This is a genomic window from Mucilaginibacter sp., from assembly GCF_965225845.1.
GTDB lineage: Bacteria > Bacteroidota > Bacteroidia > Sphingobacteriales > Sphingobacteriaceae > Mucilaginibacter.
This window is the reverse complement of record NZ_CBDDBL010000001.1, coordinates 600,067-620,569: the sequence shown is the minus strand read 5'-3', so window position 1 is coordinate 620,569 and position 20,503 is coordinate 600,067. Positions and strand designations below refer to the sequence as shown.

Genomic DNA, 20,503 nt, shown 5'->3' with positions numbered 1-20,503 from the left:
AAATGTCAGAAGACAAAAGCATAAATTTAATTAAGGCAGCAAAAGAGCTTAACATAGGTACAGGTACTATTGTTGATTTTTTGGCAACCAAAGGCTATAAGGTTGAAAAACATCCTATGGCTAAGCTGAGTGGCGACATGTATAACGCATTGTTGAAGGAATTTGCTTTTGATAAAAGCATAAAGGAAGAAGCCAAGCAGATCAACATTGGAAAGATCAGAAAGGATGAACCGGAACAGGCAAAACCTGCTGAAACCCGCCGTTCACGTGATTTTGAAAACGAAGAAATTCTGATCAAAAACGCCGGCAACTATTCGCCGCAAGCTGAAAAACCAAAACCAGCAGAACCTGAAGTTAAAAAAGTTGAAGAGCAACAAGCTCCTGCTAGTTTACCAGGCGTAAAGGTTGTGGGCAGTATTGACCTTAATAACTTAAACGCTAAACCACAGTTTGGCGAAAAAAAGGAAACTCCTGAGGTTAAACAGGAAGTGGCCCCGGAGCCAAAACCTGAATCTAAAATAGAAGAGGTAAAAACCGAGCCTGTTGTTGAAGTGAAAAAGGAAGTAGTTCCTGAAGCACCTAAACCTGTGACACCAGCGGTTGTTGAAGCACCAAAGGCTGAAGAACCCAAAGCTCCAACACTTCCTCCGGTAGTAGCTGTAGCGCCAACACCTGTTGTTGCGGAACCGGCAGAAGAAGAAGCACCAAATGGTGAAGTAATACGTGCTAAGGCTGAAAGGCTTACAGGCCCGAATATTATTGGCAAGATACAATTGCCGGATGCACAAAAACGTAACCCGGTTGCATCATCATCAAACAACAGTGCCGATCAAAAACGTAAGCGTAAGCGTAAAGATAACCAGGGAAACCCTCACGGCGGTGGCAATGGACAAGGTGGAGGTCAACAAAACCAGCAGCCATTAACACCATCCGGACCGGTTAATCCTAATCGTCCCGATTTCAGGAACAGGGGTAATAACCCGGCTCCAAATGGCGGTGGCGGTCAAGGTGGTGGTGGCAATATTAATCGCCCCGACTTTAGAGGCAATAGAAATACTACGCCTCACCATAACACAGGCCCTAAGGAAGAACCATCAGAAAAAGATATCCAGGACCAGATCAAGGCTACTTTAGCGCGCTTAAGCGGTGCGGGTAAGTCGGGTAAATTTGCACAGCGCGCTAAGTTCCGTCGTCAAAAACGTGATGATGTTGCCGCTACTGCAGAAGAATTGGCATTGGAGCAGGAATCTCAATCAAAAGTATTAAAGGCAACCGAATTTGTTACAGCTAATGAGCTGGCATCAATGATGGATGTGCCTGTTACGCAGATTATTTCAACCTGTATGAGTTTGGGTATGTTCGTATCCATCAACCAAAGGCTTGATGCGGAAACGCTGGCTATTGTGGCTGATGAATTTGGTTACCAGATAGAGTTTGTTAAACCACAGGATGAAGAGGGAAGCCTTGACCAGCCTGACGATCCGGCTGATTTAGTGCCGCGTGCACCAATTGTGACCATTATGGGTCACGTGGATCACGGTAAAACATCATTACTGGATTTTATCCGCAAAACCAATGTAATAGGTGGGGAAGCAGGTGGTATAACTCAGCACATTGGCGCTTACGAGGTTACCCTGCCAGGCGATAAAGGAAAGATAACATTCCTGGATACACCGGGCCACGAAGCGTTTACCGCTATGCGTGCCAGGGGTGCACAGGTAACAGATATTGTTATTATTGTAATTGCTGCTGATGATAGCGTGATGCCGCAAACCCGCGAGGCTATAAACCACGCGCAGGCTGCAGGTGCACCAATCATCTTCGCATTCAACAAAATTGACAGGCCGGGCGCTAACGCGGATAAGATACGTGAGCAACTATCAGCCATGAATATTTTGGTTGAAGAATGGGGTGGTAAATATCAAACACAAGAAATATCAGCCAAAACAGGCTTAAACGTTGAGTTGCTATTAGAAAAAGTATTATTGGAAGCAGAATTACTGGAGCTAAAAGCTAACCCTAACAAACGCGCTGTTGGTACTGTAATTGAAGCAGCTTTAGATAAAGGCCGTGGTATTGTTACTACGATATTAGTACAGGCAGGCCGCTTAAAAGTAGGCGACCCAATATTAGCAGGTTGTTACAGTGGGCGTGTTAAGGCGTTAACTAACGAACGAGGACAAAGGGTTGAATCAGCAGGACCATCAACACCGGTACAAGTGTTAGGTATGCAGGGTGCACCTACAGCGGGTGATAAATTCAACGTGCTGGAAAGTGAAGTTGAAGCACGTGAAATTGCCAATAAACGCTTACAGTTACAACGCGAACAAGGTTTACGTACACAGAAACATATTACACTTGATGAGATCGGCCGCCGTTTGGCAGTTGGTAACTTTAAGGAACTTAATATTATTGTTAAGGGTGACGTGGATGGTTCAATTGAAGCATTATCCGATTCATTATTGAAATTATCTACCGAGCAGATCCAGGTTAATATCATATCCAAAGCTGTTGGTCAAATCTCTGAATCAGATGTATTATTAGCGTCTGCATCAGATGCGATTATCATTGGTTTCCAGGTAAGGCCGTCAGGCAGCGCCCGTAAGCTGGCTGAAGCTGAGCAGATAGATATCAGGCTATACTCTATCATTTATGACGCTATAAATGAGATAAAAGCCGCCATGGAAGGCATGCTTGCGCCAACCTTTGAAGAGAAGATAGTTGCCAACGTTGAAATACGCGAAACATTCAAGATCAGCAAAGTAGGTACAATCGCAGGTTGTATGGTATTAGACGGTAAGATTACCCGTAACAGCAAGATCCGTATCATCCGCGAAGGTGTAGTTATTTATACAGGCGAATTGGCATCTCTAAAACGCTTTAAGGATGATGTTAAAGAGGTTAGTGCAAACTACGAGTGCGGTTTAAACATACAAAACTTTAACAACATTGAAGTTGGCGATATAGTAGAGGCTTACGAAAACGTAGAAGTAAAAAGGAAGTTGTAATCAGCAACATTATAAAAAACGAAAAAAGGCTGTTCCAAATGGAGCAGCCTTTTTCGTTAATACCTTCCGGTATCATCACTACATTCTGTGGTGATGATGATGACGGCGGTGATGATGATGCCATGCACTTTCTGCACTAACTGCGGTATAGCTAAATAAAGCTATCATTGCAATTGCTAAAACTTTTACTGCTTTCATAATTTATTTGTTAGTTGTTTAAATGTCAACAAAATAAATCAGATTATGTTATTCAAAAACAGGAATATTACAAACAATCTTTCATTACTGACCGAGCAAACCCAGCACCAGCTTTTTCCATTGCGGGCCTGATAGCCCTAATTTAGAAGATAAAGCTACAATGGTGTTCCTTACCGTATCATACATGTTAACATCAGTATTATTAGGCACTTCATTGCGGCCATGCACTGCGGCACTCACATGATTTAGATAACGCTCTACAATAAATGTATTGGTAGAACCATGATTAAAGAAGTGCGCTATAGATCCCTCATTTGTTCTTGGATTAGCCACGGGCCTTACTGTCATCATTATATATTCAGATTCAGCCTTAGCGTCTTCAGTATCAATAATTTCCTCAATTCGAACCCATTCCAATCCACCACCAGATATGGAGCCGGGGGCAGGTAAGTTTATATAAAAATGATCACCTTTCTCTGCAAGCTTATAATCTTCATTTCCTTTGGTATCCGTGATAGAGAATTTAGATGAGCCGGGACCACTAATTGTATGCCAGTTGGAGATATCCTTCAAGCGGCTTTTGGCTAACTGGAAAAGTTTATGCGCTTCATCACGATCAACGCAATCCACAAAATGGATCACATCAGTTTGTTTGCCTTCATGTTGTTCAGGTATATTTTCTGCAGCTTCACTCATGGTGTTTATATTATCAAACAACTACAAGCGCTAACAGTTTTAACGGAGTTGTACTGTATCAAACAAACTTCGCTTAACGCCCATCTCCAAACCTCGTAATTCTGCCAAACCCTTTAAACGCCCGGTGGCAGAGTACCCGTGATAAGTGTTATAATTAAAGTCGTCCAAAATCTTATGGCCATGATCGGGGCGCATAGGTATGGAAATATCTTCTCGCCCGGCAGCTATCCGTTTATTTTGCTCTATTAGGATATTCCTCATAATGGCATACATATCCGTACTACCGCCCAAATGATCAGCCTCATAAAAACTACCGTCATCTTGGCGCTGTACATTTCGTAAGTGTAAGAAATGAAAATGCGCACCAAGGCGCTCTACAATGCCCGGTAGATCGTTATCTGCACGCGCTCCTAATGAGCCGGTGCAAAAGGTTATGCCATTGCTTGGCGATTGTATACAGTTAACAATATCTGTAAGGTCTTTTTCGGTAGACACCACTCTCGGCAATCCCAATATCGGGAATGGTGGATCATCGGGATGGATACACATTTTTACGCCAGCTTTTTCAGCATACGGAATTATTGCTCGCAGAAAATAAGCAAGGTTATCTTTCAGTGCCTGTGCATCTATCCCATCATATTTATCTAGGTAACCTTTAAACTCCTCAATAGTGAGCGTTTTATTGGTGCCGGGAAGGCCAGCCAGCAAATTATTAATCAATTGCTGCTTTTGACCAATACTTATACCATCAAAAAAATATTTTGCCTTTTGCTGTTGCATGTCGCTATACTGCTGGTATGCCCCCGGCCGTTCCAGTACATACAAATCAAACGCAGCCAGGGCATTTACATCATATCTAAGGGCAGATGCACCATTAGGCAGTCGGAAGTCAAGATCAGTGCGTGTCCAGTCTAATACAGGCATAAAATTGTAACATACCGTCTTTATATCAGCTTTTGATAAATTCTTCAGGGTTTCAATGTATCGCTCGATATATCTATTCCTATCCGGACCAGCTATTTTTATACTTTCGTGGATATTTACACTCTCTACTACATCCCAATTAAGCCCTGCGGTAGTTATAATTGATTTGCGTTGATTGATCTCATCCAAGGTCCAAACTTCGCCTACGGCTATGTTGTACAGCGCTGTTACCACACCGGTAGCTCCGGTTTGCCTTACTGTTTGCAAAGTAACAGGATCATTTGGACCAAACCAGCGGAATGTTTGTGTTAAATTAGGAAACATAAGTAGAATTATAGTGCTAAATTAAAATCTATTTAATTAAAAACCTCAGTTTTAAGGCAATAAGTGGGCTATAAAACTTTTTTTACGTAAGCCCTTGTGTAAATATAAAATCTCCTTATATTTGCCATCCCAAACGGAGTGGTAGTTCAGCTGGTTAGAATACATGCCTGTCACGCATGGGGTCGCGGGTTCGAGTCCCGTCCATTCCGCTGAAAAGTTAAAACCCTCTAAATCAATGATTTAGAGGGTTTTTTTATGGTCTATGAAAAACTCGAACCTTCCTTTTAAAAATGTAAAAACCCCCTAATTAGCGAAATTAAGCGGTTTTTGAATTTCGACTCTGTTGAAATCATCGAAAATGCACCATATTCTATTGCGTCTTTTATAGCGTCTTTTTTTTGAGAAAAAGACGCTATAAATTTGTAACACATTGAAAATGAACATTTTGTGATTACTTGACAATTTTCTATAAATACATTCCTTTGGTATTGATAATCAGACGGTTATAATGGAACCTATTTGGATATTGCCTCAGCTTTTAGTCATATATTTTGATTTGAGGTAAGCGGTTTTAAGCTTTAGCGACATTTAAAAATTTATCATGTTAGAAAAAAGCTTCGGTTTGTTTTATTATTTAAAGCAAGCAAAAAATCAAAAAGAACAAACAAGGTATGTATACCTGCGTATTACGGTAGACGGCGAGCGCCGGGAAATATCGATCAAAAGGCAATGGATTCCTGATCAATGGAATTCAAAAACAGGAAGAGCAACGGAAATCAATGAAGAGGCAAATGAATTGAACCGGTATCTGGATACCATTTCCAACAAGGTTAATCAAATACAAAGAAATCTGATCGATGACGGTAAGCCGGTGACTGCGGAAAACATTAAAAATATTTTTACCGGCAGAGGACAAAAGAAGCATTTCATTTTGGAAGCGTTCCAGGATCATAACAGACAGATGAAAGCTTTGATAGGCAAAGAGTTTGCCCCTGCTACTTTAACCCGTTATAAGACGGTATATACGCATTTAAGCAGTTATATCAAATGGAAGTATGAGATGCATGATTTTGAGATTAAGGATTTAAATTATGAGTTTATCTCACATTTTGTATTCTGGCTTAAGAGCGAAAGGAACTGCGGAAATAACGCGGCTGTAAAATATTTAGGAAACTTCAAGAAAATTGTACTGGAATGCATGAAAAGGGGTTTGCTGGCCAACGATCCGTTCCTTGGTTTTAAAAGCAAGAGAAATGAAGTGATTCCAGTAGCTTTGACCAAAGAGGAATTAATTAGAATTACCAACAAAAAATTTGATATCGAAAGACTTAGTCATGTCCGCGATATATTCTTATTCAGTTGTTATACAGGATTAGCTTATATTGATGCTTATAAGTTACGTAATACAGATATAGTGATAGGAATTGACGGTGGCATGTGGATTACTACAACAAGGCAAAAAACAAATTCAAGTACGAGGCTCCCGCTACTTCCAAATGCGATAGCAATTCTTGCTAAATATCAGGACCATCCAAAATGTGTAAGCAAAGGTACTGTGCTGCCGGTATTGACGAATCAAAAAACGAATTCGTACTTGAAGGAGATCGCTGACCTATGCGGCATAAGAAGGAAACTAACCTTTCACATTGCCAGACATACCTTTGCTACTACAGTAACACTTACGAATGGCGTACCTATTGAAACAGTGTCAAAAATGTTAGGGCATAAGTCACTTAAACAAACGCAGCATTATGCGAAAATCGTTGATCTGAAAATAAGTGAAGATATGAACACGCTACGAAAAAAATTAGAAATGCAGATGTAGTGAAACTTGGTGTTCGTGTTATGCGAACACCTCATACTTACATGTCGTCTTTCAATTGCTGGATGAACTTTTGCTGCCGTCCCGCTAACTGGTGAATAGACTCCTTTTCCAGCGTGGCCGCGCCATCTTCCAGTGTGGCGTGGGTACCGCCGGTATCATCGGTGCCATTCAGGTTACTGCTTTGTAGCGATGCCGACAGATCGGCCAGTTCTTCCCGTGCGCTATTCATCTTGTGTATAATGACTTGTTTGACTTCTTCGAGGTCAGCGTCACTATAACGCTTTTTAGAAGTAGCTATATTTTCCATGGGGCTATAACGCCCGAACGCTTTAAATGGTTTTGAGCGGAACAAATCCTTCAGGTAGTTTTATCACGTATTCCCTGGCCAGGGTTTTGGCGATCGCTAACATCCAGGTCAGCAGCGGCAGTTCCTGCTCATTATACTGATCAGTAGTATTCCATATTTGAACAATGGTTTTTTCAAGCAAGGTATCGGTCAGGCCTTTTTCCCCAACGATGCGAAAGATCGCCAGTTGTAAAACTAGTGCGTATTGGTCATATAAAGCTTCAGCACCGGAGCGGGTTTTGGCACGAACAAGTACTAATAGTTCCTTTGGATCAATCAGGTTGAGGGGCATTTATAAAATATAAATAGCAATGAGTGAAGTATATAGCCATAAGCATGCCAAGTTTAAATCGTCCTTTCTTTTGCCGCAGACAGGCGCGCCTCCCGGAGTTTGGTGTAAATCGACCAGCCGCTGAACAGGTAGATCACGGTAATGACCCCGAATATCCATAGTGGAATATTTTTGCCGGCTATGATCATATATAAATAAGGTAAGCTATAACCCAACGCTGCAAAAAGCAAAGGCAGCAGGTATGGACGTTTTTGTCGGATGTTTTTGACGGCCCGGCCGATAAAGATCAGGAACAGGAGTTTGCTCATTAAATAGAGTACGAGGAACAGCCAGGGATCAAGCTGGTGCAGTGCGGCCTGTCGAAACAGATAATCTTTGATCAGGGAGCAGTAGTACGCCATCTTCAGGCGAACTGGTGCTGCAAGATCGCGATCACATAAGGTGAATCGATCCGGATATCATGATGGGTATGCAGTGGGATATTCAAGTGGTCACCGGCATTCAGGGTAAATATTTCTTTGCCGACGGTGCAGGTACAAGTTCCTTTTAAAATAAAGAAACTCTCCGAGATCATTTCGTGTACTTCTTCCGGTACATTCAGTTTGGTGATGACTAAAGTTTGCGCGATTTGGTCATTTTGCTGCAATACCTGGGCAAAAAAATCTTCAAACGGCTCCGCTGGAATGAGGTGTTCTACCGCTTTCAGCCAGCTTTGATAATTAGAATATCTGCTGGTCGGCGGCAGGTTGTCCAGGTTGATATGATCTTCCAATGCGGCCATTATCCTGTTTTTAAGCTGTGGCCGGGGTATAATGGCCTGGCTTCGGGCCAATTGTTCGAGCGTAAGTTCGATTTGGTTCAGTTCCTGATCGATTTCGAGATAAGTTAAGCGCAAGGCGACGACCTCGTCGTTAAACTCGAAACAATGCTGTTCTAAATTCCCGTTATCAATATAGGACCTGATATCCATGAGTGACAAAGTTACAATAATCAATCGAAAATATTTGAAGTGTCCTTACAACCAAAAGAACTGAGCGATAGCCTTTAACTGCTGATATGACTGCACGCCCCAGCCAATATGACCATTGCGAGCAGAAACAGCCAGCAGAACAAAGAGAATTTTAAAGAAGGCGCCATTATTCCCTTGGTCGGACATAACTGCCATTCAAAAAACAGTGATTTTTAATCTTAATGATTGGGATCACTTTTTCACCTGTTTATTCTCATTGCCGAATTACCTGACAATTATGAAATTTGTTATGCTGATATCGACTGCGCAAATTACTGTAGATTAATTATTTGTGTTGGACAGTTGATAATTAGTTACATTTGATATACTTTCCTTCATTCTTTGTCATTAAACATTTAACCAGGCGGTAGTCGATACTAAAATCAAACAGCAGTGCAAGAAAGTAAAAGATCGGTTAAAGCGCCTGCAACTGTGGCAATAGTAGACGGTTCAACCGCCATCCTCGAAGCTGCAGGACTGAACGGCGTTTGCACGGACGAAAACCTGACCGTGGTAAAGGCGTTTGGCAATACGAAGAACTATTTGAAAGATGAAAATTTCATCTCTGATCTTTGCGAGCTACTGCCCGATGACGTGTCCGTGATCGTTAAAGCCGCGGCGCACGAGGCCCTAAAGTCAAACAAGCGGGTCACATTAGGTGAGCTTAACTTCGGCAGAGAGCCGTCCGTCAATATCGTCATTACACCATTTTTTGGCGGAGATGCCGCAGGCCTGCAATTACTTATACTGTTTACATCCAATAAAAGAAAAAGCAACCATAGCTCGCTGAACACGCCCGGTGACCTTCAGCTGCTTACCCGGCAACACTTGACTAGCCTGGAGCAGGAACTGGCCGAGGCCAAAAATAACTTACAGGAGGCATATGGCGCAATCAATTCATCCAATGAAAACGTTCAATCCTTGCCGGAAACATTCCTGGCGATAGTGATGGAAATGCAGCCGAGGAACAACAAGGCATTTATATTACACGAAGTATTGCAAATGGAAAAAGTGATCAAAGTTAACCTGCCCCCTTTAAAGATTTCCCGACCTGCTGCAAAACGGAAAATCGGATTTTTCGATGGCAGAAAAGATCCAAATTAACAAACGTTAGTCCTGTTGCGGATAGGTGCTGATTGTTTTCAGAAAAAATCGGATGATTTACAACCCTACAAATCATATCGTATTGACGAATTATGCTGAAGAACTGAAACTATAAATGATTTTTTCTGTCTATAAGTATATCCTCAATTTAATAACCTTAATGAAGAAAAATTCACATAGACCTCTCAAGGGCTTGGTCGCAGTCGTTACTGGCGCTGAATCCGGAATCGGGCAAGCTATTGCTACGGAACTGGCAAGATTAGGAGCCATCATCGCCATTAATTATTATAAAGATAAAAAGGCGGCTTCCCAAACCTTACAAATGGTTATAGATAACGGCAGCAGCGGGATCATTTACCAGGGCGATGTATCCGATTATAAACAGGTACAGGAACTTTATAAAAAAGTGACCAAAGAATTAGGTATTCCTTATATCCTTATCAATAGCGCAGGAATCAATTCTTCAGGCATATATGCAGTCGATATGGATATCAAAATTTTCGACCGGGCTTTAAAAACCGACCTTTACGGAACTTTTTATCATTGTAAAGAATTCATCGGGATTCGAAAAGCTGCCGGAGGTAAAGGTAAGATCGTCAATATCTCTTCTATACACGAAGATGTGGCACACGCTGGAGGTGCAGAGTATTGCGCAAGTAAAGGCGGTGTCCGCAATTTGACCAGAGTGTTGGCCTTGGAGATATCTTCCATGAAAATCAATGTCAACAACATTGGGCCCGGGATGATCCTAACGACGATGAACGAAAAAGTCATGGATGATCCGAAAGCCTTAAAAAAAGCGATCAAGCATATTCCGCTTGAGCGGGCAGGCAAACCGGAAGAAGTTGCAAAATTGGCTGCATATCTGGTATCTGAAGATGCAGCTTATGCTACTGGTCAGACTTTTTTCCTGGACGGAGGGTTAAAAATTAATATAGGACAAGGGGCATGAGTAATTACAAATTAGTAAAAAAAGAAGTCCTCCAATTGGAATGTTCGGTTCCATTAAAGGGAATGTATAAATTAAGTCCATTTGTTTGGAGAGAAAACGATGTATACCGCATGTTGGTAAGGGCCGTTAATCCATCTGACGATCCTACTCAAAAAGTTGCCCGTATATTTTACGGCGAATCAAAAGACGGTATCAATTTTAAAATGGATGACGGTCCGATAATAGCGCCCGGCATAGCAACTATTAGCAAGGATGGCGTTGAAGACCCTACGGTAGTTAAAACGCCCTATGGTTATTTAGTTTATTATACCGGCTGGAATTTAACCGAGCAACGCGGTGAACTGTTGTTGTCAAAAGGCGAAACAATACATTCGCTTGAATATACTGGCGAGGTATTAATTTCACACGAGGGATACCGTAATCCTAAAGAAGCCACCGTAGCACAGCTCAAAAATAAACGATGGGCACTCTTTTTTGAATTTGCCCGGGACGGACGCTCCAAATTGGGAAAGGCAACCAGCGCATTGGCAGAAGGCCCCTGGAATATTGATGAAGAATTTATACAGGCACGCGAAAATTCATGGGATTCATACCATTTAAGCACCGGGCCCATGCTACAGGACTCTAAGAATGAAACTGTCATGTTTTACAATGGCGCGAATTCAGATGCACACTGGCGCATCGGGTGGGTTACAATGGATGACAACGGGCACGTTAAACAACGCTGCGAAGATCCTTTGATCATCCCCCCGCCAAATAAAAATGGTGATGTTGATATTGCTTTTGCCGCTTCGGCTATCTTGCAGGACGACAATATGATTTGGCTTTATTACAGTTGTGAGGACTCCAAACCTTTAAGGGCGCTTATCGAGATATTGAATGATTAATGAATTTGCCCCAGGCTTCTTCCAACCCGTTTTTGGATCGACGGATCACCTCTTTCAGATCAGTTTTATAAAGCGAGTCAGCCACGTCTTGTGAAAATATCTCTACCGAGCAGGCACCTTTATAGCCAGTTTGATACACGGTTTGAAGCAATTTGCCAATGGGTATAATGCCATCACCAGGTACTAGTCGGTCACCTGAAGATTGGGGCGTTCGCCAATCACTTACCTGCAGCACAAAGATGCGATCTCCGGCTCGCCCGATCTCTTCTTCGACATTGGCATTCTGCCAGATGTTCCAAAAGTCGAGACAAAGCCCTACATTACCCCGATCTACGGAATCAATAATCTGCATTGCCTGAGCTATTGTCCAGATAGCCGATTCGCTGTTCATCGAAGATGCATTGAGAGGTTCTAACGCCAGGCTGACACCGTGATCAGCTGCAAATTCCGCAAGATTCTGAAGTTCACGAATAGTGTTTTTTACCATCGCATCAATATTTCCCTTTTCTGGAGCACCTGTATTTAAGATGAATGGACATCCGGCAGCAAATGGCGAAAGACGTTCGATGCTGAAACGCAGCCTTGACAAGCGTTCGTACATGTCCTTGGGGATAGGTTGCATCTGGCTTGAACCAAAAGTCCGCACAAACGGTTGAACTGCACTTATACTTAATTCGTGATCCTTGATCATGCATAGTTGTTCTTGGAATCGCTGCGGGTCAAGTTTCTCCTCACAGACTTCTATCATCGTAATACCAAGTTCTGCATATCGCTCCACATCCTGCTCAAAGGTCCAGGGTTGAGTCGTGAATTCGCTTATGGAGATCGGAAATGGAATGGATTGTCCTTTGTTGATGTCGCTCATTACGATTTTATCAAATGATTTGTTTAACCTCAATTAATTATTGGTCGATATGCAGTTTTTAATTTGGGGATTAGTTGCCCGCCAGATCCATGTGTCTTCTCACGTTCATACGCTGCTGCATGCGAATATCACTATCGCTAAGGATTTCATATTCTTTTTCCTTGTGTAATAATTTTAACCAGGTCAAAGCCTGGAATAATCCGCATGAATGAAGTTCCAACCGTATCATGAATTCATTAGTTGGCTTGCGCCGGTTGTTAATATACTGGCTTATGGCTGCATCACTTACCCCGATATCACCTGCAAAATCTTTATCCGTCAGTGCTTGCCGTCTGATATACTCTTTTAGAAAAAAACTAAAATTGAACTGCTGCTCAAATTGATCCCCATGAACGTAATTCTCCAGCTGGCTCTTTAACTGAAGCATTTTTTTATATTTTTCCGGTTGCATATTTTTAAAGCTTAAGTTTCAGTATTTCGTCCTGATTATATTATGAAAGGATCCTCTAGTACATTTTGTATAAGAGGAATTCTTCACATTATTTTGACTTAAAATTTATTCTCGTTGAATTAATATTAATGAAATGCCTTTTATTGATGCGATATAAATACTCACCGGCCAACATACCCAATACCGGAGAACTACAGTAAAGCCAGAACGATTTCCAGTCATTTGAGACTACTGCTGAGGAAAAAGTGCGAGCAGGGTTCATACTCATGCCGCTATATGGTGATTCAAATGTTATGAACAAAGTGATCATGGCCGATACAACGAATGGCGTGTATTTGTCCCAATTCTTTTTGATTCCCATAAAAAGCACTACAGCGATCAATAGTAATGAAATAATAAATTCAAAAATGAAGGCCACTACTACACCTGAATTTCCCGGAGCCGTAACCACGTAATTAATTTCCGGATTTGCCATCCAGGCAGGGAACATCAATGCCACTAAATAAACGCCTAAGCTTCCGCCAATTAATTGGAACAGCGTATAAAATATGGCATCAGTAAAACCAATATCTCCTAAGCGGTAACGGATCAGGGTAACTGCAGGGTTGATATAAGCGCCCGATTGCTTACCAAATTTTGAAGTGAATATATATAAAGCGGTTATTCCCATCGCTAATCCAACCAAAAAACGGCGCAATAATGCGGATGTAATTAAATGCCGGAGCGGTAAGCCCGGATATTGGAAAAGCGCATCAAAGAATGCGGCGGAGATCATGAATAATCCTAATCCACGCGCTTCATCAATATATTTTCTTAGCTCTGTTTTCCAGTTCTTTCTCATGGACTTTGCTACCACGTATTTAACTTTTCAATCAAATGGTCACCAACCCGCAAAGCGTTGGCCATGATCGTTAGCGACGGATTTACCGCGCCAATAGATGGGAAAAAACTGCCGTCAACTACATACAGGTTATCTACTTCATGAGCTTTGCAATTGGTATCCAAAACCGAAGTTGCCGGATCGGTTCCAAATTTCGCTGTCCCGACCTGGTGGGCTACACCAGCTAAGGGTATATCTTTACTTAAATAAATTCCATGTGGAATGAATACATGCTTGGTGTCTATTTTAGCCAGGACATCCTTCCAGGTATCAATCAGCCTGTTAAAGCCTTTTAAGTTATTTTCGGTATAATCCAGGTGAATTTGTCCGTCTATGACTTCCACACGGTTTTCGGGTGCAGGTAAGTCTTCGCCTGTGAACCACCAGTCAACCGAATGCGTCGCCATCTCATTGAGTAATACACCCGGCGTGAAAAATGGCGCATCGGGTGCAACTTGTTCTTTGTCGGATTTTCCTAAAAGCTGTACGTGCCCCATCGGATAAGGAAAATCCTTATCACCGAAATAATAATCGTTGCAGGCCAATGTCTTTTGAAATGATGTTGGGTTTTCTTTTAAGCTGATGCCCAGCATAGCCGCGCTGTTATGCTTCATAAAATTACGGCCCAGCTGGTCACTGCCATTTGCCAGGCCATTAGGATGTTGTGCGTTTGCGCTTTTCAGTAGTAAGGCCGCTGAATTAATGGCGCCGCAGGCAACAACAACAATCGCCGCCTTAAATTTCACCAGTTCGTCCTTTACGGTTACTTCAATATGATCAACAGATTTACCATCTGCGGAGGTAATTAAACGCTCCACCTTTGCATTGATTAATAAGGTGACGTTATCGTTAGGTAATGACGGACGGACACAATTGATATCCGCATCACTTTTTGCATGGATCATACAAGGATAGCCGTCACAGGTATTGCACCTGATGCAAGGGCTATTTAGCATATCTGCTTCATTCAGTTTTACCGCTATGGGCATATTGAACGGTTGGTGGCCGTCTTTTATCAAAGCATCGTGCAATTCCTGTATTCTTGGTTCATGGCTGACCGGCGGATAAGAATAATCCTCTGTGCGAAACGGTTCTGTGGGATCGATACCCATTTTCCCGTGAACCTGGTAAAGTTTCTCGGCCTCGGTGTAATAGGGCTCAAAATCAACATAGGTCAGTGGCCAGGCCGGAGAAATGCCGCCCTCATGCTGTATCTCTCCAAAATCACGTTCTCTTAAACGGAACTCTGCCGCCCCATAAACTTTAGTGTTGCCACCTACCCAATAGCCGGTTCCCGGATGTAAGTCTTTTCCCTGTTTGGTCTTCCAGACTTCTTTGGTGTGGTAGCGCTCATCCTGGAATACAGCTTTACTATCCCAATTAGCTTTTTCGCGCGGTAAAAAGCCACCTCTTTCCAATACCAAAATACGTTTTCCGGTATCCTTTAATTTATATAATAATGTTCCCCCACCGGCACCGGTGCCGATAATGATCAGGTCGTACGTTTCCATAGTTTATTTAATGATCTTGATTTCATAATTCTTGTTTTCCCAATGTTGGGCATCCGTCCAGTAAAAGGTAAAGACAACGCTTTCACCGTCAAAGGCATCAACAGGCACATCAATATAATGGATGCCGAAACCACCATCGATGGCATCTTTTTGCTGAACATGTTCCCAATTATCTACTGACCAGGAAACAGTAGCGGATACTTCTGTAATAATGCGCAGCGTATTACCCTTTTTGATAAATGGGCAGGGCAACATAAAGCGCCAGATGTCAAAATTGGACTCATTTTTATTTTTAATATACCGCTCTATAGTATGATCCGGCATATCAAAAACTTTTTTCTGGCTGACAGAAGCACATAATTTCACATATTCTGCATGCGCCCAAACCAACGGAATAGCGGAACCGGAATGGCTGCCCAGGTATAAGTTCTTAGCGACAATATCATTGGCATCCCAAATCTGTTCGGGAAAAAGTTCATGGCTGGCGAAACCCTCCATCGTTTTCATCAGCGCCTGTGCACCTTTTATATTCCCGGCTGCGACTTCGTAATGCGCCCGTTCGCCGGTCAGCAACGGCCAGGCCCTGCCAATGCCGGTGCCGTCAAAAGCTGAGCCATCTTCGTGCTCACCATAACCATCGTTATTATAGCGGTGCCAGCAAGGACCATGCGGCGTTTCCACCTTCAGTTTCGCGTCTATCACCTTGATCGTGTTTAATATTTTAGGATCTTTCGCGCTGCGCAAACCGAATCGTACCAGGGCTAACGCATCTACGCTGACCAACTCGTTTACAGGAACATTCTTTTCGTCGTCAGGCCGGTTTTTAAGCCCGATGATCTGCCCATCCAAATCTTTTGCCAGGCAGCCTGTGGGATTAATACGGATATAATATCCTTCTACGCCCGCTTCGTTGGCCATAGGCGTATGCTTAACATACAGCCAGTTTTCAATCTGGCTGTTCCAATAATCCGCTTCCTCCCTGCAATATTTTCCAAGCCGGCTGTCTTTATATTCGTCTGCCATTTCTGCCGCAACTAATAGCGCGGCAATACAGGTGGCAATTGTAGAAACCGAAATTCCACTTTCTTCTTCCCATCGTTCCTGCGGCGATAAAGGGCCATATCTTAATAAAAACCCGGCCGCTCTTCTTACTGTCTGCCAGGCAACCTTACTTTCATGTTCTGTTAGTCCATTGTCTTTTTTATACCTGCCAATCAGCAATATGGGAAAGGCGATCTGGTCTAACTGCAAGCCGTCCCAATAAGGTTTGCCTTCGAGCCACATATTCTGGGGCCAATGTCCATCGGCTTCCTGTGTTGCCATCAGGTAATTCATTACCCTTAGTGCATCTTCCCGTGCATTGAAAGCCAAAAAGCCACTCGAACATTCCACCAGGTCGCGGGGCCAAACTACGTGATAACCACCAATATCACCATCGCCCTTTGTATTACCCCAGGGGATAGAAAGGCTGGCGATCACTGCACCTGAAAAATGGAAGGATTCGTGCATCCGCATAATGGCGACACTATTGCGAAATAGTTTTCCGGATTTGATATCCTTGTCTTTTCTTTCGTCTATTGATTGGTGCCAATCGCTCCATTGTTTAACATACAATTGTTTACAGCCGTCAAATCCTTTTAGTAAGCTGGCATGGGCATGCTGGGCGGCTTCGTTCATATCCCGGCCAAATGCCAGGGCAAGCGTAAATTCGTCTTCAGAAGATATATCGATTTCACCTGTTAAGGCGAGATTGCCTGAATCGGCACGATCATATTCCCACTGCATACTTTTGTGTGTAGATATATCGGTGTAGCCTTCGGATACTCCGACGAAACCCACAGATCTTTTTTTCCAGGGAAGAGAACAAGCTAAAGCCAACGTGATACCGTCCCTTTCTGCAAAAAGCATAGGTACTCCCTTGTATTCATCTAACCACCCCATATTTTCGGCGCTTTGGTTGCTGATGTGCGGTGCTAATAAGACATATAATTGGAAATCATCTTTTTTCCCTGTGATAGGTTCGAACTTTATCTTTTGTAAAACGGTGTTATGCAGCGGGTCCGTAATAATTTCTTTGTGGATTTTATAAAGGGTATCAAGGCCGGTATTGGTAACTTTATAGCAGGGAATCCCTGTTTCAATCATTGCGGTTTCATGGCGCGTATCTCTCTTTTCTTCAGCAAAGAAATCGCCATCTTTTGTTACCAGTAACTCCATGTCCCTGATGCAGGCATTATCCTCCCGTGGGTAATAAACTTCATTTAATATACCATGACTGGTAGTAAAGCTGACCTGGCTATACGAGCTTAATGATTTTCCTATTCCTGATTTGGAACTGTTGGTCCATTTGCCGGGAATACCCGGCGCACCCGGGGCGGGAGACTTATATGTTTTTTGGGGCATTTGATGATTTTATAGAGAAGTTAAATTCTTTGATATTCAATAATATACATAGGATAGACAGGTGAAATACCGTTATGTTTTAATTCACATTTGCTACTTGTGCAGGTATTCTCCTTATTAATTTTTCTTGGTTTAAGAGCACCTCCTGATGCAGGAGGTGCTAATTGACACACTATTAAACACTGAAAAAGCTGATAAGCTATTGTTTAGTTGGTTGCGGGGCTTTTCCGATCAGCGCCATAAACTGGTCCAGTTTAGGCGTTACAATAATCTGCGTACGCCTGTTTTGGGACTTACCAAAATCCGTACTGTTATCGGCAATAGGGTTATATTCTCCACGTCCACCGGCGGTCATCCGTTTTGGATCTACATTGTAAGTATTTTGCAGGGACTGCACTACGGAAGAAGCCCGGAGGCAACTCAGATCCCAGTTGTTTCGGATATTCACCTGTGATATAGGAACATTATCAGTATTACCTTCTACCAGCACGTCGTAATTGGAATAGTCATTAATAATTTTGGCCACTTTGCTCAAAATGGAACCCGCGTTGGGTGAAATCATATAGCTTCCCGACTGATAAAGCATATTATCGGCCAGCGAAATGTAAACAACTCCCTTAAGCACTTTTATATCTACATCTTTCATCTCGTCCGAGCTCAGCGAACGGGTAAGATTAGTAGTCAGAATCATATTCAAAGAGTCGCTTTTATTTTTCAGCTCGACCAGGTGCTGAATATATTTATCTGATGCACTGATCTGGTCAGCCAACTTGGCGATATTCGCGCCACCCTGGTTATTGCCTGCCAGGCACTGGTTGAGGGAGTTTTGCAGTCCCGCAGCGTTTGCCCTGGCCTGCGCCAATTGATCCTCCAGGCCTTTTGTATGTTCCCTGGAACCGGCAAGTTCCTGCTGGGTCACCTGCCAGCTTTGTTTCAGGTTACGGTTGGAATCTATTGACCGGTTATAATCACCTTGTAAAGCAGCATATTTTTTTGTGCTGACACAGCCTTGTGTCAGTATGGTTGTTGCCACCAGGATAATACCCGGAAGCCAAATTTGAATTTTCATGAGTTTTAAAATTTGAAAGAATGATCTAATACGATTAAACCAATATTGACGCCGATTTACTTGCTGTCAACATGGATAAATTTTGGTAATAGAAATTATCGATCAAATCCGAATAGTCCGAAGAGCAAGAAAGGAGTATTGCTTATGATAAAATAAGCGCGTGTATAAAAATGGAAAGATTTGCCTGGTGGCAAATAACACTGAAGAAAAAAAAGTAACGAGAAGTACTGCTATAAATTTCGTTGAATCCGGTTGATTCTCTTCCAGAAAACATTTATCGGCCATGCGGGGGAAATTGATGGCATGGTGATTATTATCCACTGAACTTCGGCGGACACTGACGGCTGAAAATAATGAGGGGTTGGAAGAGAAAGGCAAACTTCGGGAGAGAAAAAAGACGTTGGTTAAGGCGAAAAACAGGTAAAATGCGCAAAAAATCAGCGTCACCCATTTAAATAACCTAAGAGACTTTAACCCCCTCATTGATTTTGCAATAATATTAATGCATATATCCAAGGAACACCTTTTTTCATAAAATGTTCTGTTTCAAAATGTTTTTAACAGAATTTAACTTTTAAAAACAATTATTAATCCTGAAAGGTTATTTTTTGGAGTCAATAATAAATGTGCTCCAAACATCATGATAAATTTCATAAATGAATTACCGGAAAAAGTGATTGGAATCGAAGTAACTAGCGATATTTCCAAAGAAGAATATGATTCTAAAATTGTACCGAAAATGAATGAACTGGCTAACCGCCATGGGGAGATTAACTACCTCATCGTGTTGAAAACAGACATTGCTGCATTTGATGCAGGTGTTTGGTGGGATGATTTTAAAATGGCACTGAACCATTTTACCAAATGGAATAAAGTGGCTATAGTAACAGATCATGAAATGATCAAAACAGTGACTCATCTTTTCGGATTCGCCTTTCCGGGTGAGCATAAAACCTTTAAGTTAGCTGACTATGATGAGGCGTTAAGCTGGGTATCTGTTTAAAGCATCACATCGCTTCTTTAATTCCTTTTTTGATCAGCCACCAGTTCATCGGGTAGGCTGTAAGAAAACCAAACAGCATAGCAATCTGCATCATAAACCAGAACAATGGGTCGGTAACAGGTATTTTGTAGCCAAATATCACAAAAAACACGATTGCCATCCAGCCATACATGCCGATCTGCCAGCAGGTCAGTGAAAGGGTGTCTGCCTTGAACGCTGCCAACAGGGCGGCTCCGGAAGATATTTTACGCATGGGTTTGATGGCATAATATTGAAATAGGATACCGATGACAAAGGCAAAAACAAAGTCCATTACCCAGGTTCCGACCAGTTTACTACCAAAAAGCGTAACAGGCACCCATAAGAGAAATGATTCGGCGAGTATATCGCCAAGCGTGCAGCCGCTGCCACAATGCAAGGCGCCGATTGCCACGCTTTGCCAAAATGGTTTTTTGTGCATAGGCATCTGCTTTTCAGCGCTGTTTTTCATGGAGCCTTTTTTACCTGCACGGTAATAAAACCATAATGCCAGTGGGCCGGCATAAAGAGCTGAGACAGGATAAACAAAATTCATTATCATCATGGGCTGCCTGTTTCCTGCAAGGATATCTGCAAGGATAAGCAATGCACATAAAAGACTGGCAGATAAGGAAATGATAGCAATCAGTTGCAGCATATCGGTTTATTTAATGATAAAACGAATAAGGCACTTCATTGTTCGGTTATATCTGATTAGGCGAAGCCGATTAAATTAAA

The 20,503-nt window shown here is 42.4% G+C and carries 20 protein-coding genes and 1 tRNA gene; 7 read left to right on the top strand and 14 right to left on the bottom strand.

Going from position 1 to position 20,503, the window contains the following annotated elements:
• Positions 1-2 precede the first annotated feature (2 nt).
• On the top strand, positions 3-3,008 hold the full coding sequence (gene infB, locus ACYZ0U_RS02910; RefSeq protein ID WP_461449623.1) for a translation initiation factor IF-2: 3,006 nt from the start codon (positions 3-5) through the stop codon (positions 3,006-3,008).
• 282 nt (positions 3,009-3,290) lie between these two features.
• Here infB and ACYZ0U_RS02905 read toward each other — a convergent pair whose 3' ends face one another.
• On the bottom strand, positions 3,291-3,902 hold the full coding sequence (locus ACYZ0U_RS02905) for a hypothetical protein (protein WP_461449621.1): 612 nt from the start codon (positions 3,900-3,902) through the stop codon (positions 3,291-3,293).
• A gap of 39 nt (positions 3,903-3,941) precedes the next feature.
• Positions 3,942-5,150: a mannonate dehydratase gene (gene uxuA / locus ACYZ0U_RS02900; protein ID WP_461449619.1), complete on the bottom strand. Its 1,209-nt coding sequence runs from the start codon at positions 5,148-5,150 to the stop codon at positions 3,942-3,944.
• 135 nt (positions 5,151-5,285) lie between these two features.
• On the opposite strand from uxuA, the gene ACYZ0U_RS02895 reads away from it, so the two are divergent.
• Positions 5,286-5,359 (top strand) — tRNA-Asp (locus ACYZ0U_RS02895).
• Positions 5,360-5,751: 392 nt separating this feature from the next.
• Positions 5,752-6,975, top strand: a complete 1,224-nt coding sequence (locus ACYZ0U_RS02890; RefSeq protein WP_461449618.1) for a site-specific integrase — start codon at positions 5,752-5,754, stop codon at positions 6,973-6,975.
• A gap of 37 nt (positions 6,976-7,012) precedes the next feature.
• Here ACYZ0U_RS02890 and ACYZ0U_RS02885 read toward each other — a convergent pair whose 3' ends face one another.
• The 5 genes from ACYZ0U_RS02885 to ACYZ0U_RS02865 form a co-directional block, all read right to left on the bottom strand.
• Positions 7,013-7,204 carry a hypothetical protein gene (locus tag ACYZ0U_RS02885; protein ID WP_461449616.1) on the bottom strand — a complete coding sequence of 64 codons (192 nt, stop codon included), beginning with the start codon at positions 7,202-7,204 and terminating at the stop codon, positions 7,013-7,015.
• A 100-nt stretch (positions 7,205-7,304) separates the two neighbouring features.
• Entirely contained in the window at positions 7,305-7,613 is a 309-nt protein-coding gene (locus ACYZ0U_RS02880) for a hypothetical protein (RefSeq protein WP_461449614.1), read from the bottom strand.
• Positions 7,614-7,666: 53 nt separating this feature from the next.
• Positions 7,667-8,014, bottom strand: coding sequence for a hypothetical protein (locus tag ACYZ0U_RS02875; protein ID WP_259065913.1), 348 nt, complete (start codon positions 8,012-8,014; stop codon positions 7,667-7,669).
• A 2-nt stretch (positions 8,015-8,016) separates the two neighbouring features.
• Positions 8,017-8,583 carry a cupin domain-containing protein gene (locus ACYZ0U_RS02870; protein WP_461449611.1) on the bottom strand — a complete coding sequence of 189 codons (567 nt, stop codon included), beginning with the start codon at positions 8,581-8,583 and terminating at the stop codon, positions 8,017-8,019.
• A 45-nt stretch (positions 8,584-8,628) separates the two neighbouring features.
• On the bottom strand, positions 8,629-8,769 hold the full coding sequence (locus ACYZ0U_RS02865; RefSeq protein ID WP_461449609.1) for a hypothetical protein: 141 nt from the start codon (positions 8,767-8,769) through the stop codon (positions 8,629-8,631).
• A gap of 246 nt (positions 8,770-9,015) precedes the next feature.
• On the opposite strand from ACYZ0U_RS02865, the gene ACYZ0U_RS02860 reads away from it, so the two are divergent.
• The 3 genes from ACYZ0U_RS02860 (at position 9,016) to ACYZ0U_RS02850 (ending at position 11,565) form a co-directional block, all read left to right on the top strand.
• Positions 9,016-9,726, top strand: a complete 711-nt coding sequence (locus tag ACYZ0U_RS02860; RefSeq protein ID WP_461449607.1) for a hypothetical protein — start codon at positions 9,016-9,018, stop codon at positions 9,724-9,726.
• Positions 9,727-9,886: 160 nt separating this feature from the next.
• A complete protein-coding gene (locus tag ACYZ0U_RS02855; RefSeq protein WP_461449605.1) occupies positions 9,887-10,678 on the top strand; it encodes an SDR family oxidoreductase in 792 nt (263 codons plus the stop codon).
• Positions 10,675-11,565, top strand: a complete 891-nt coding sequence (locus ACYZ0U_RS02850; RefSeq protein WP_461449603.1) for a glycoside hydrolase family 130 protein — start codon at positions 10,675-10,677, stop codon at positions 11,563-11,565. The genes ACYZ0U_RS02855 and ACYZ0U_RS02850 overlap by 4 nt, the downstream gene beginning before the upstream one ends.
• On the opposite strand, the gene ACYZ0U_RS02845 is transcribed toward ACYZ0U_RS02850, so the two are convergent.
• The 6 genes from ACYZ0U_RS02845 to ACYZ0U_RS02820 all read right to left on the bottom strand — a co-directional run bounded on the left by ACYZ0U_RS02845 (position 11,543) and on the right by ACYZ0U_RS02820 (position 18,744).
• Positions 11,543-12,430: a sugar phosphate isomerase/epimerase family protein gene (locus ACYZ0U_RS02845; protein ID WP_461449601.1), complete on the bottom strand. Its 888-nt coding sequence runs from the start codon at positions 12,428-12,430 to the stop codon at positions 11,543-11,545. The genes ACYZ0U_RS02850 and ACYZ0U_RS02845 overlap by 23 nt on opposite strands.
• 70 nt (positions 12,431-12,500) lie before the next feature.
• Positions 12,501-12,881, bottom strand: coding sequence for a helix-turn-helix domain-containing protein (locus tag ACYZ0U_RS02840; protein WP_461449599.1), 381 nt, complete (start codon positions 12,879-12,881; stop codon positions 12,501-12,503).
• Between the two features lie 88 nt (positions 12,882-12,969).
• Positions 12,970-13,722 (bottom strand): MIP/aquaporin family protein, encoded by a 753-nt coding sequence (locus ACYZ0U_RS02835; RefSeq protein WP_461449597.1) that lies wholly within the window; start codon positions 13,720-13,722, stop codon positions 12,970-12,972.
• A gap of 8 nt (positions 13,723-13,730) precedes the next feature.
• Positions 13,731-15,272 (bottom strand): GMC oxidoreductase, encoded by a 1,542-nt coding sequence (locus ACYZ0U_RS02830; protein WP_461449595.1) that lies wholly within the window; start codon positions 15,270-15,272, stop codon positions 13,731-13,733.
• Positions 15,273-15,275: 3 nt separating this feature from the next.
• The gene (locus tag ACYZ0U_RS02825; RefSeq protein WP_461449593.1) at positions 15,276-17,675 is read right to left on the bottom strand and encodes a glycoside hydrolase family 15 protein; all 2,400 of its coding nucleotides are present in this window, start codon (positions 17,673-17,675) and stop codon (positions 15,276-15,278) included.
• A gap of 199 nt (positions 17,676-17,874) precedes the next feature.
• Positions 17,875-18,744 carry an OmpA/MotB family protein gene (locus tag ACYZ0U_RS02820; RefSeq protein ID WP_461449591.1) on the bottom strand — a complete coding sequence of 290 codons (870 nt, stop codon included), beginning with the start codon at positions 18,742-18,744 and terminating at the stop codon, positions 17,875-17,877.
• 640 nt (positions 18,745-19,384) lie between these two features.
• Here ACYZ0U_RS02820 and ACYZ0U_RS02815 point away from each other — a divergent pair.
• Positions 19,385-19,747, top strand: a complete 363-nt coding sequence (locus tag ACYZ0U_RS02815; protein ID WP_461449589.1) for a SpoIIAA family protein — start codon at positions 19,385-19,387, stop codon at positions 19,745-19,747.
• Positions 19,748-19,751: 4 nt separating this feature from the next.
• Here the strand turns inward: ACYZ0U_RS02815 and ACYZ0U_RS02810 are convergent, their stop codons facing one another.
• A complete protein-coding gene (locus tag ACYZ0U_RS02810; RefSeq protein WP_461449587.1) occupies positions 19,752-20,423 on the bottom strand; it encodes a DUF4396 domain-containing protein in 672 nt (223 codons plus the stop codon).
• Between the last annotated feature and the right edge of the window lie 80 nt (positions 20,424-20,503).

Excerpts from the sequence above, each read along its gene's own strand:
- infB (WP_461449623.1), top strand. The coding sequence starts at position 3 with ATGTCAGAAGACAAAAGCATAAATTTAATTAAGGCAGCAAAAGAGCTT.
- ACYZ0U_RS02905 (WP_461449621.1), bottom strand. The coding sequence starts at position 3,902 with ATGAGTGAAGCTGCAGAAAATATACCTGAACAACATGAAGGCAAACAA.
- uxuA (WP_461449619.1), bottom strand. The coding sequence starts at position 5,150 with ATGTTTCCTAATTTAACACAAACATTCCGCTGGTTTGGTCCAAATGAT.
- ACYZ0U_RS02890 (WP_461449618.1), top strand. The coding sequence starts at position 5,752 with ATGTTAGAAAAAAGCTTCGGTTTGTTTTATTATTTAAAGCAAGCAAAA.
- ACYZ0U_RS02885 (WP_461449616.1), bottom strand. The coding sequence starts at position 7,204 with ATGAATAGCGCACGGGAAGAACTGGCCGATCTGTCGGCATCGCTACAA.
- ACYZ0U_RS02880 (WP_461449614.1), bottom strand. The coding sequence starts at position 7,613 with ATGCCCCTCAACCTGATTGATCCAAAGGAACTATTAGTACTTGTTCGT.
- ACYZ0U_RS02875 (WP_259065913.1), bottom strand. The coding sequence starts at position 8,014 with ATGGCGTACTACTGCTCCCTGATCAAAGATTATCTGTTTCGACAGGCC.
- ACYZ0U_RS02870 (WP_461449611.1), bottom strand. The coding sequence starts at position 8,583 with ATGGATATCAGGTCCTATATTGATAACGGGAATTTAGAACAGCATTGT.
- ACYZ0U_RS02865 (WP_461449609.1), bottom strand. The coding sequence starts at position 8,769 with ATGTCCGACCAAGGGAATAATGGCGCCTTCTTTAAAATTCTCTTTGTT.
- ACYZ0U_RS02855 (WP_461449605.1), top strand. The coding sequence starts at position 9,887 with ATGAAGAAAAATTCACATAGACCTCTCAAGGGCTTGGTCGCAGTCGTT.
- ACYZ0U_RS02850 (WP_461449603.1), top strand. The coding sequence starts at position 10,675 with ATGAGTAATTACAAATTAGTAAAAAAAGAAGTCCTCCAATTGGAATGT.
- ACYZ0U_RS02845 (WP_461449601.1), bottom strand. The coding sequence starts at position 12,430 with ATGAGCGACATCAACAAAGGACAATCCATTCCATTTCCGATCTCCATA.
- ACYZ0U_RS02840 (WP_461449599.1), bottom strand. The coding sequence starts at position 12,881 with ATGCAACCGGAAAAATATAAAAAAATGCTTCAGTTAAAGAGCCAGCTG.
- ACYZ0U_RS02835 (WP_461449597.1), bottom strand. The coding sequence starts at position 13,722 with ATGAGAAAGAACTGGAAAACAGAGCTAAGAAAATATATTGATGAAGCG.
- ACYZ0U_RS02830 (WP_461449595.1), bottom strand. The coding sequence starts at position 15,272 with ATGGAAACGTACGACCTGATCATTATCGGCACCGGTGCCGGTGGGGGA.
- ACYZ0U_RS02825 (WP_461449593.1), bottom strand. The coding sequence starts at position 17,675 with ATGCCCCAAAAAACATATAAGTCTCCCGCCCCGGGTGCGCCGGGTATT.
- ACYZ0U_RS02820 (WP_461449591.1), bottom strand. The coding sequence starts at position 18,744 with ATGAAAATTCAAATTTGGCTTCCGGGTATTATCCTGGTGGCAACAACC.
- ACYZ0U_RS02815 (WP_461449589.1), top strand. The coding sequence starts at position 19,385 with ATGATAAATTTCATAAATGAATTACCGGAAAAAGTGATTGGAATCGAA.
- ACYZ0U_RS02810 (WP_461449587.1), bottom strand. The coding sequence starts at position 20,423 with ATGCTGCAACTGATTGCTATCATTTCCTTATCTGCCAGTCTTTTATGT.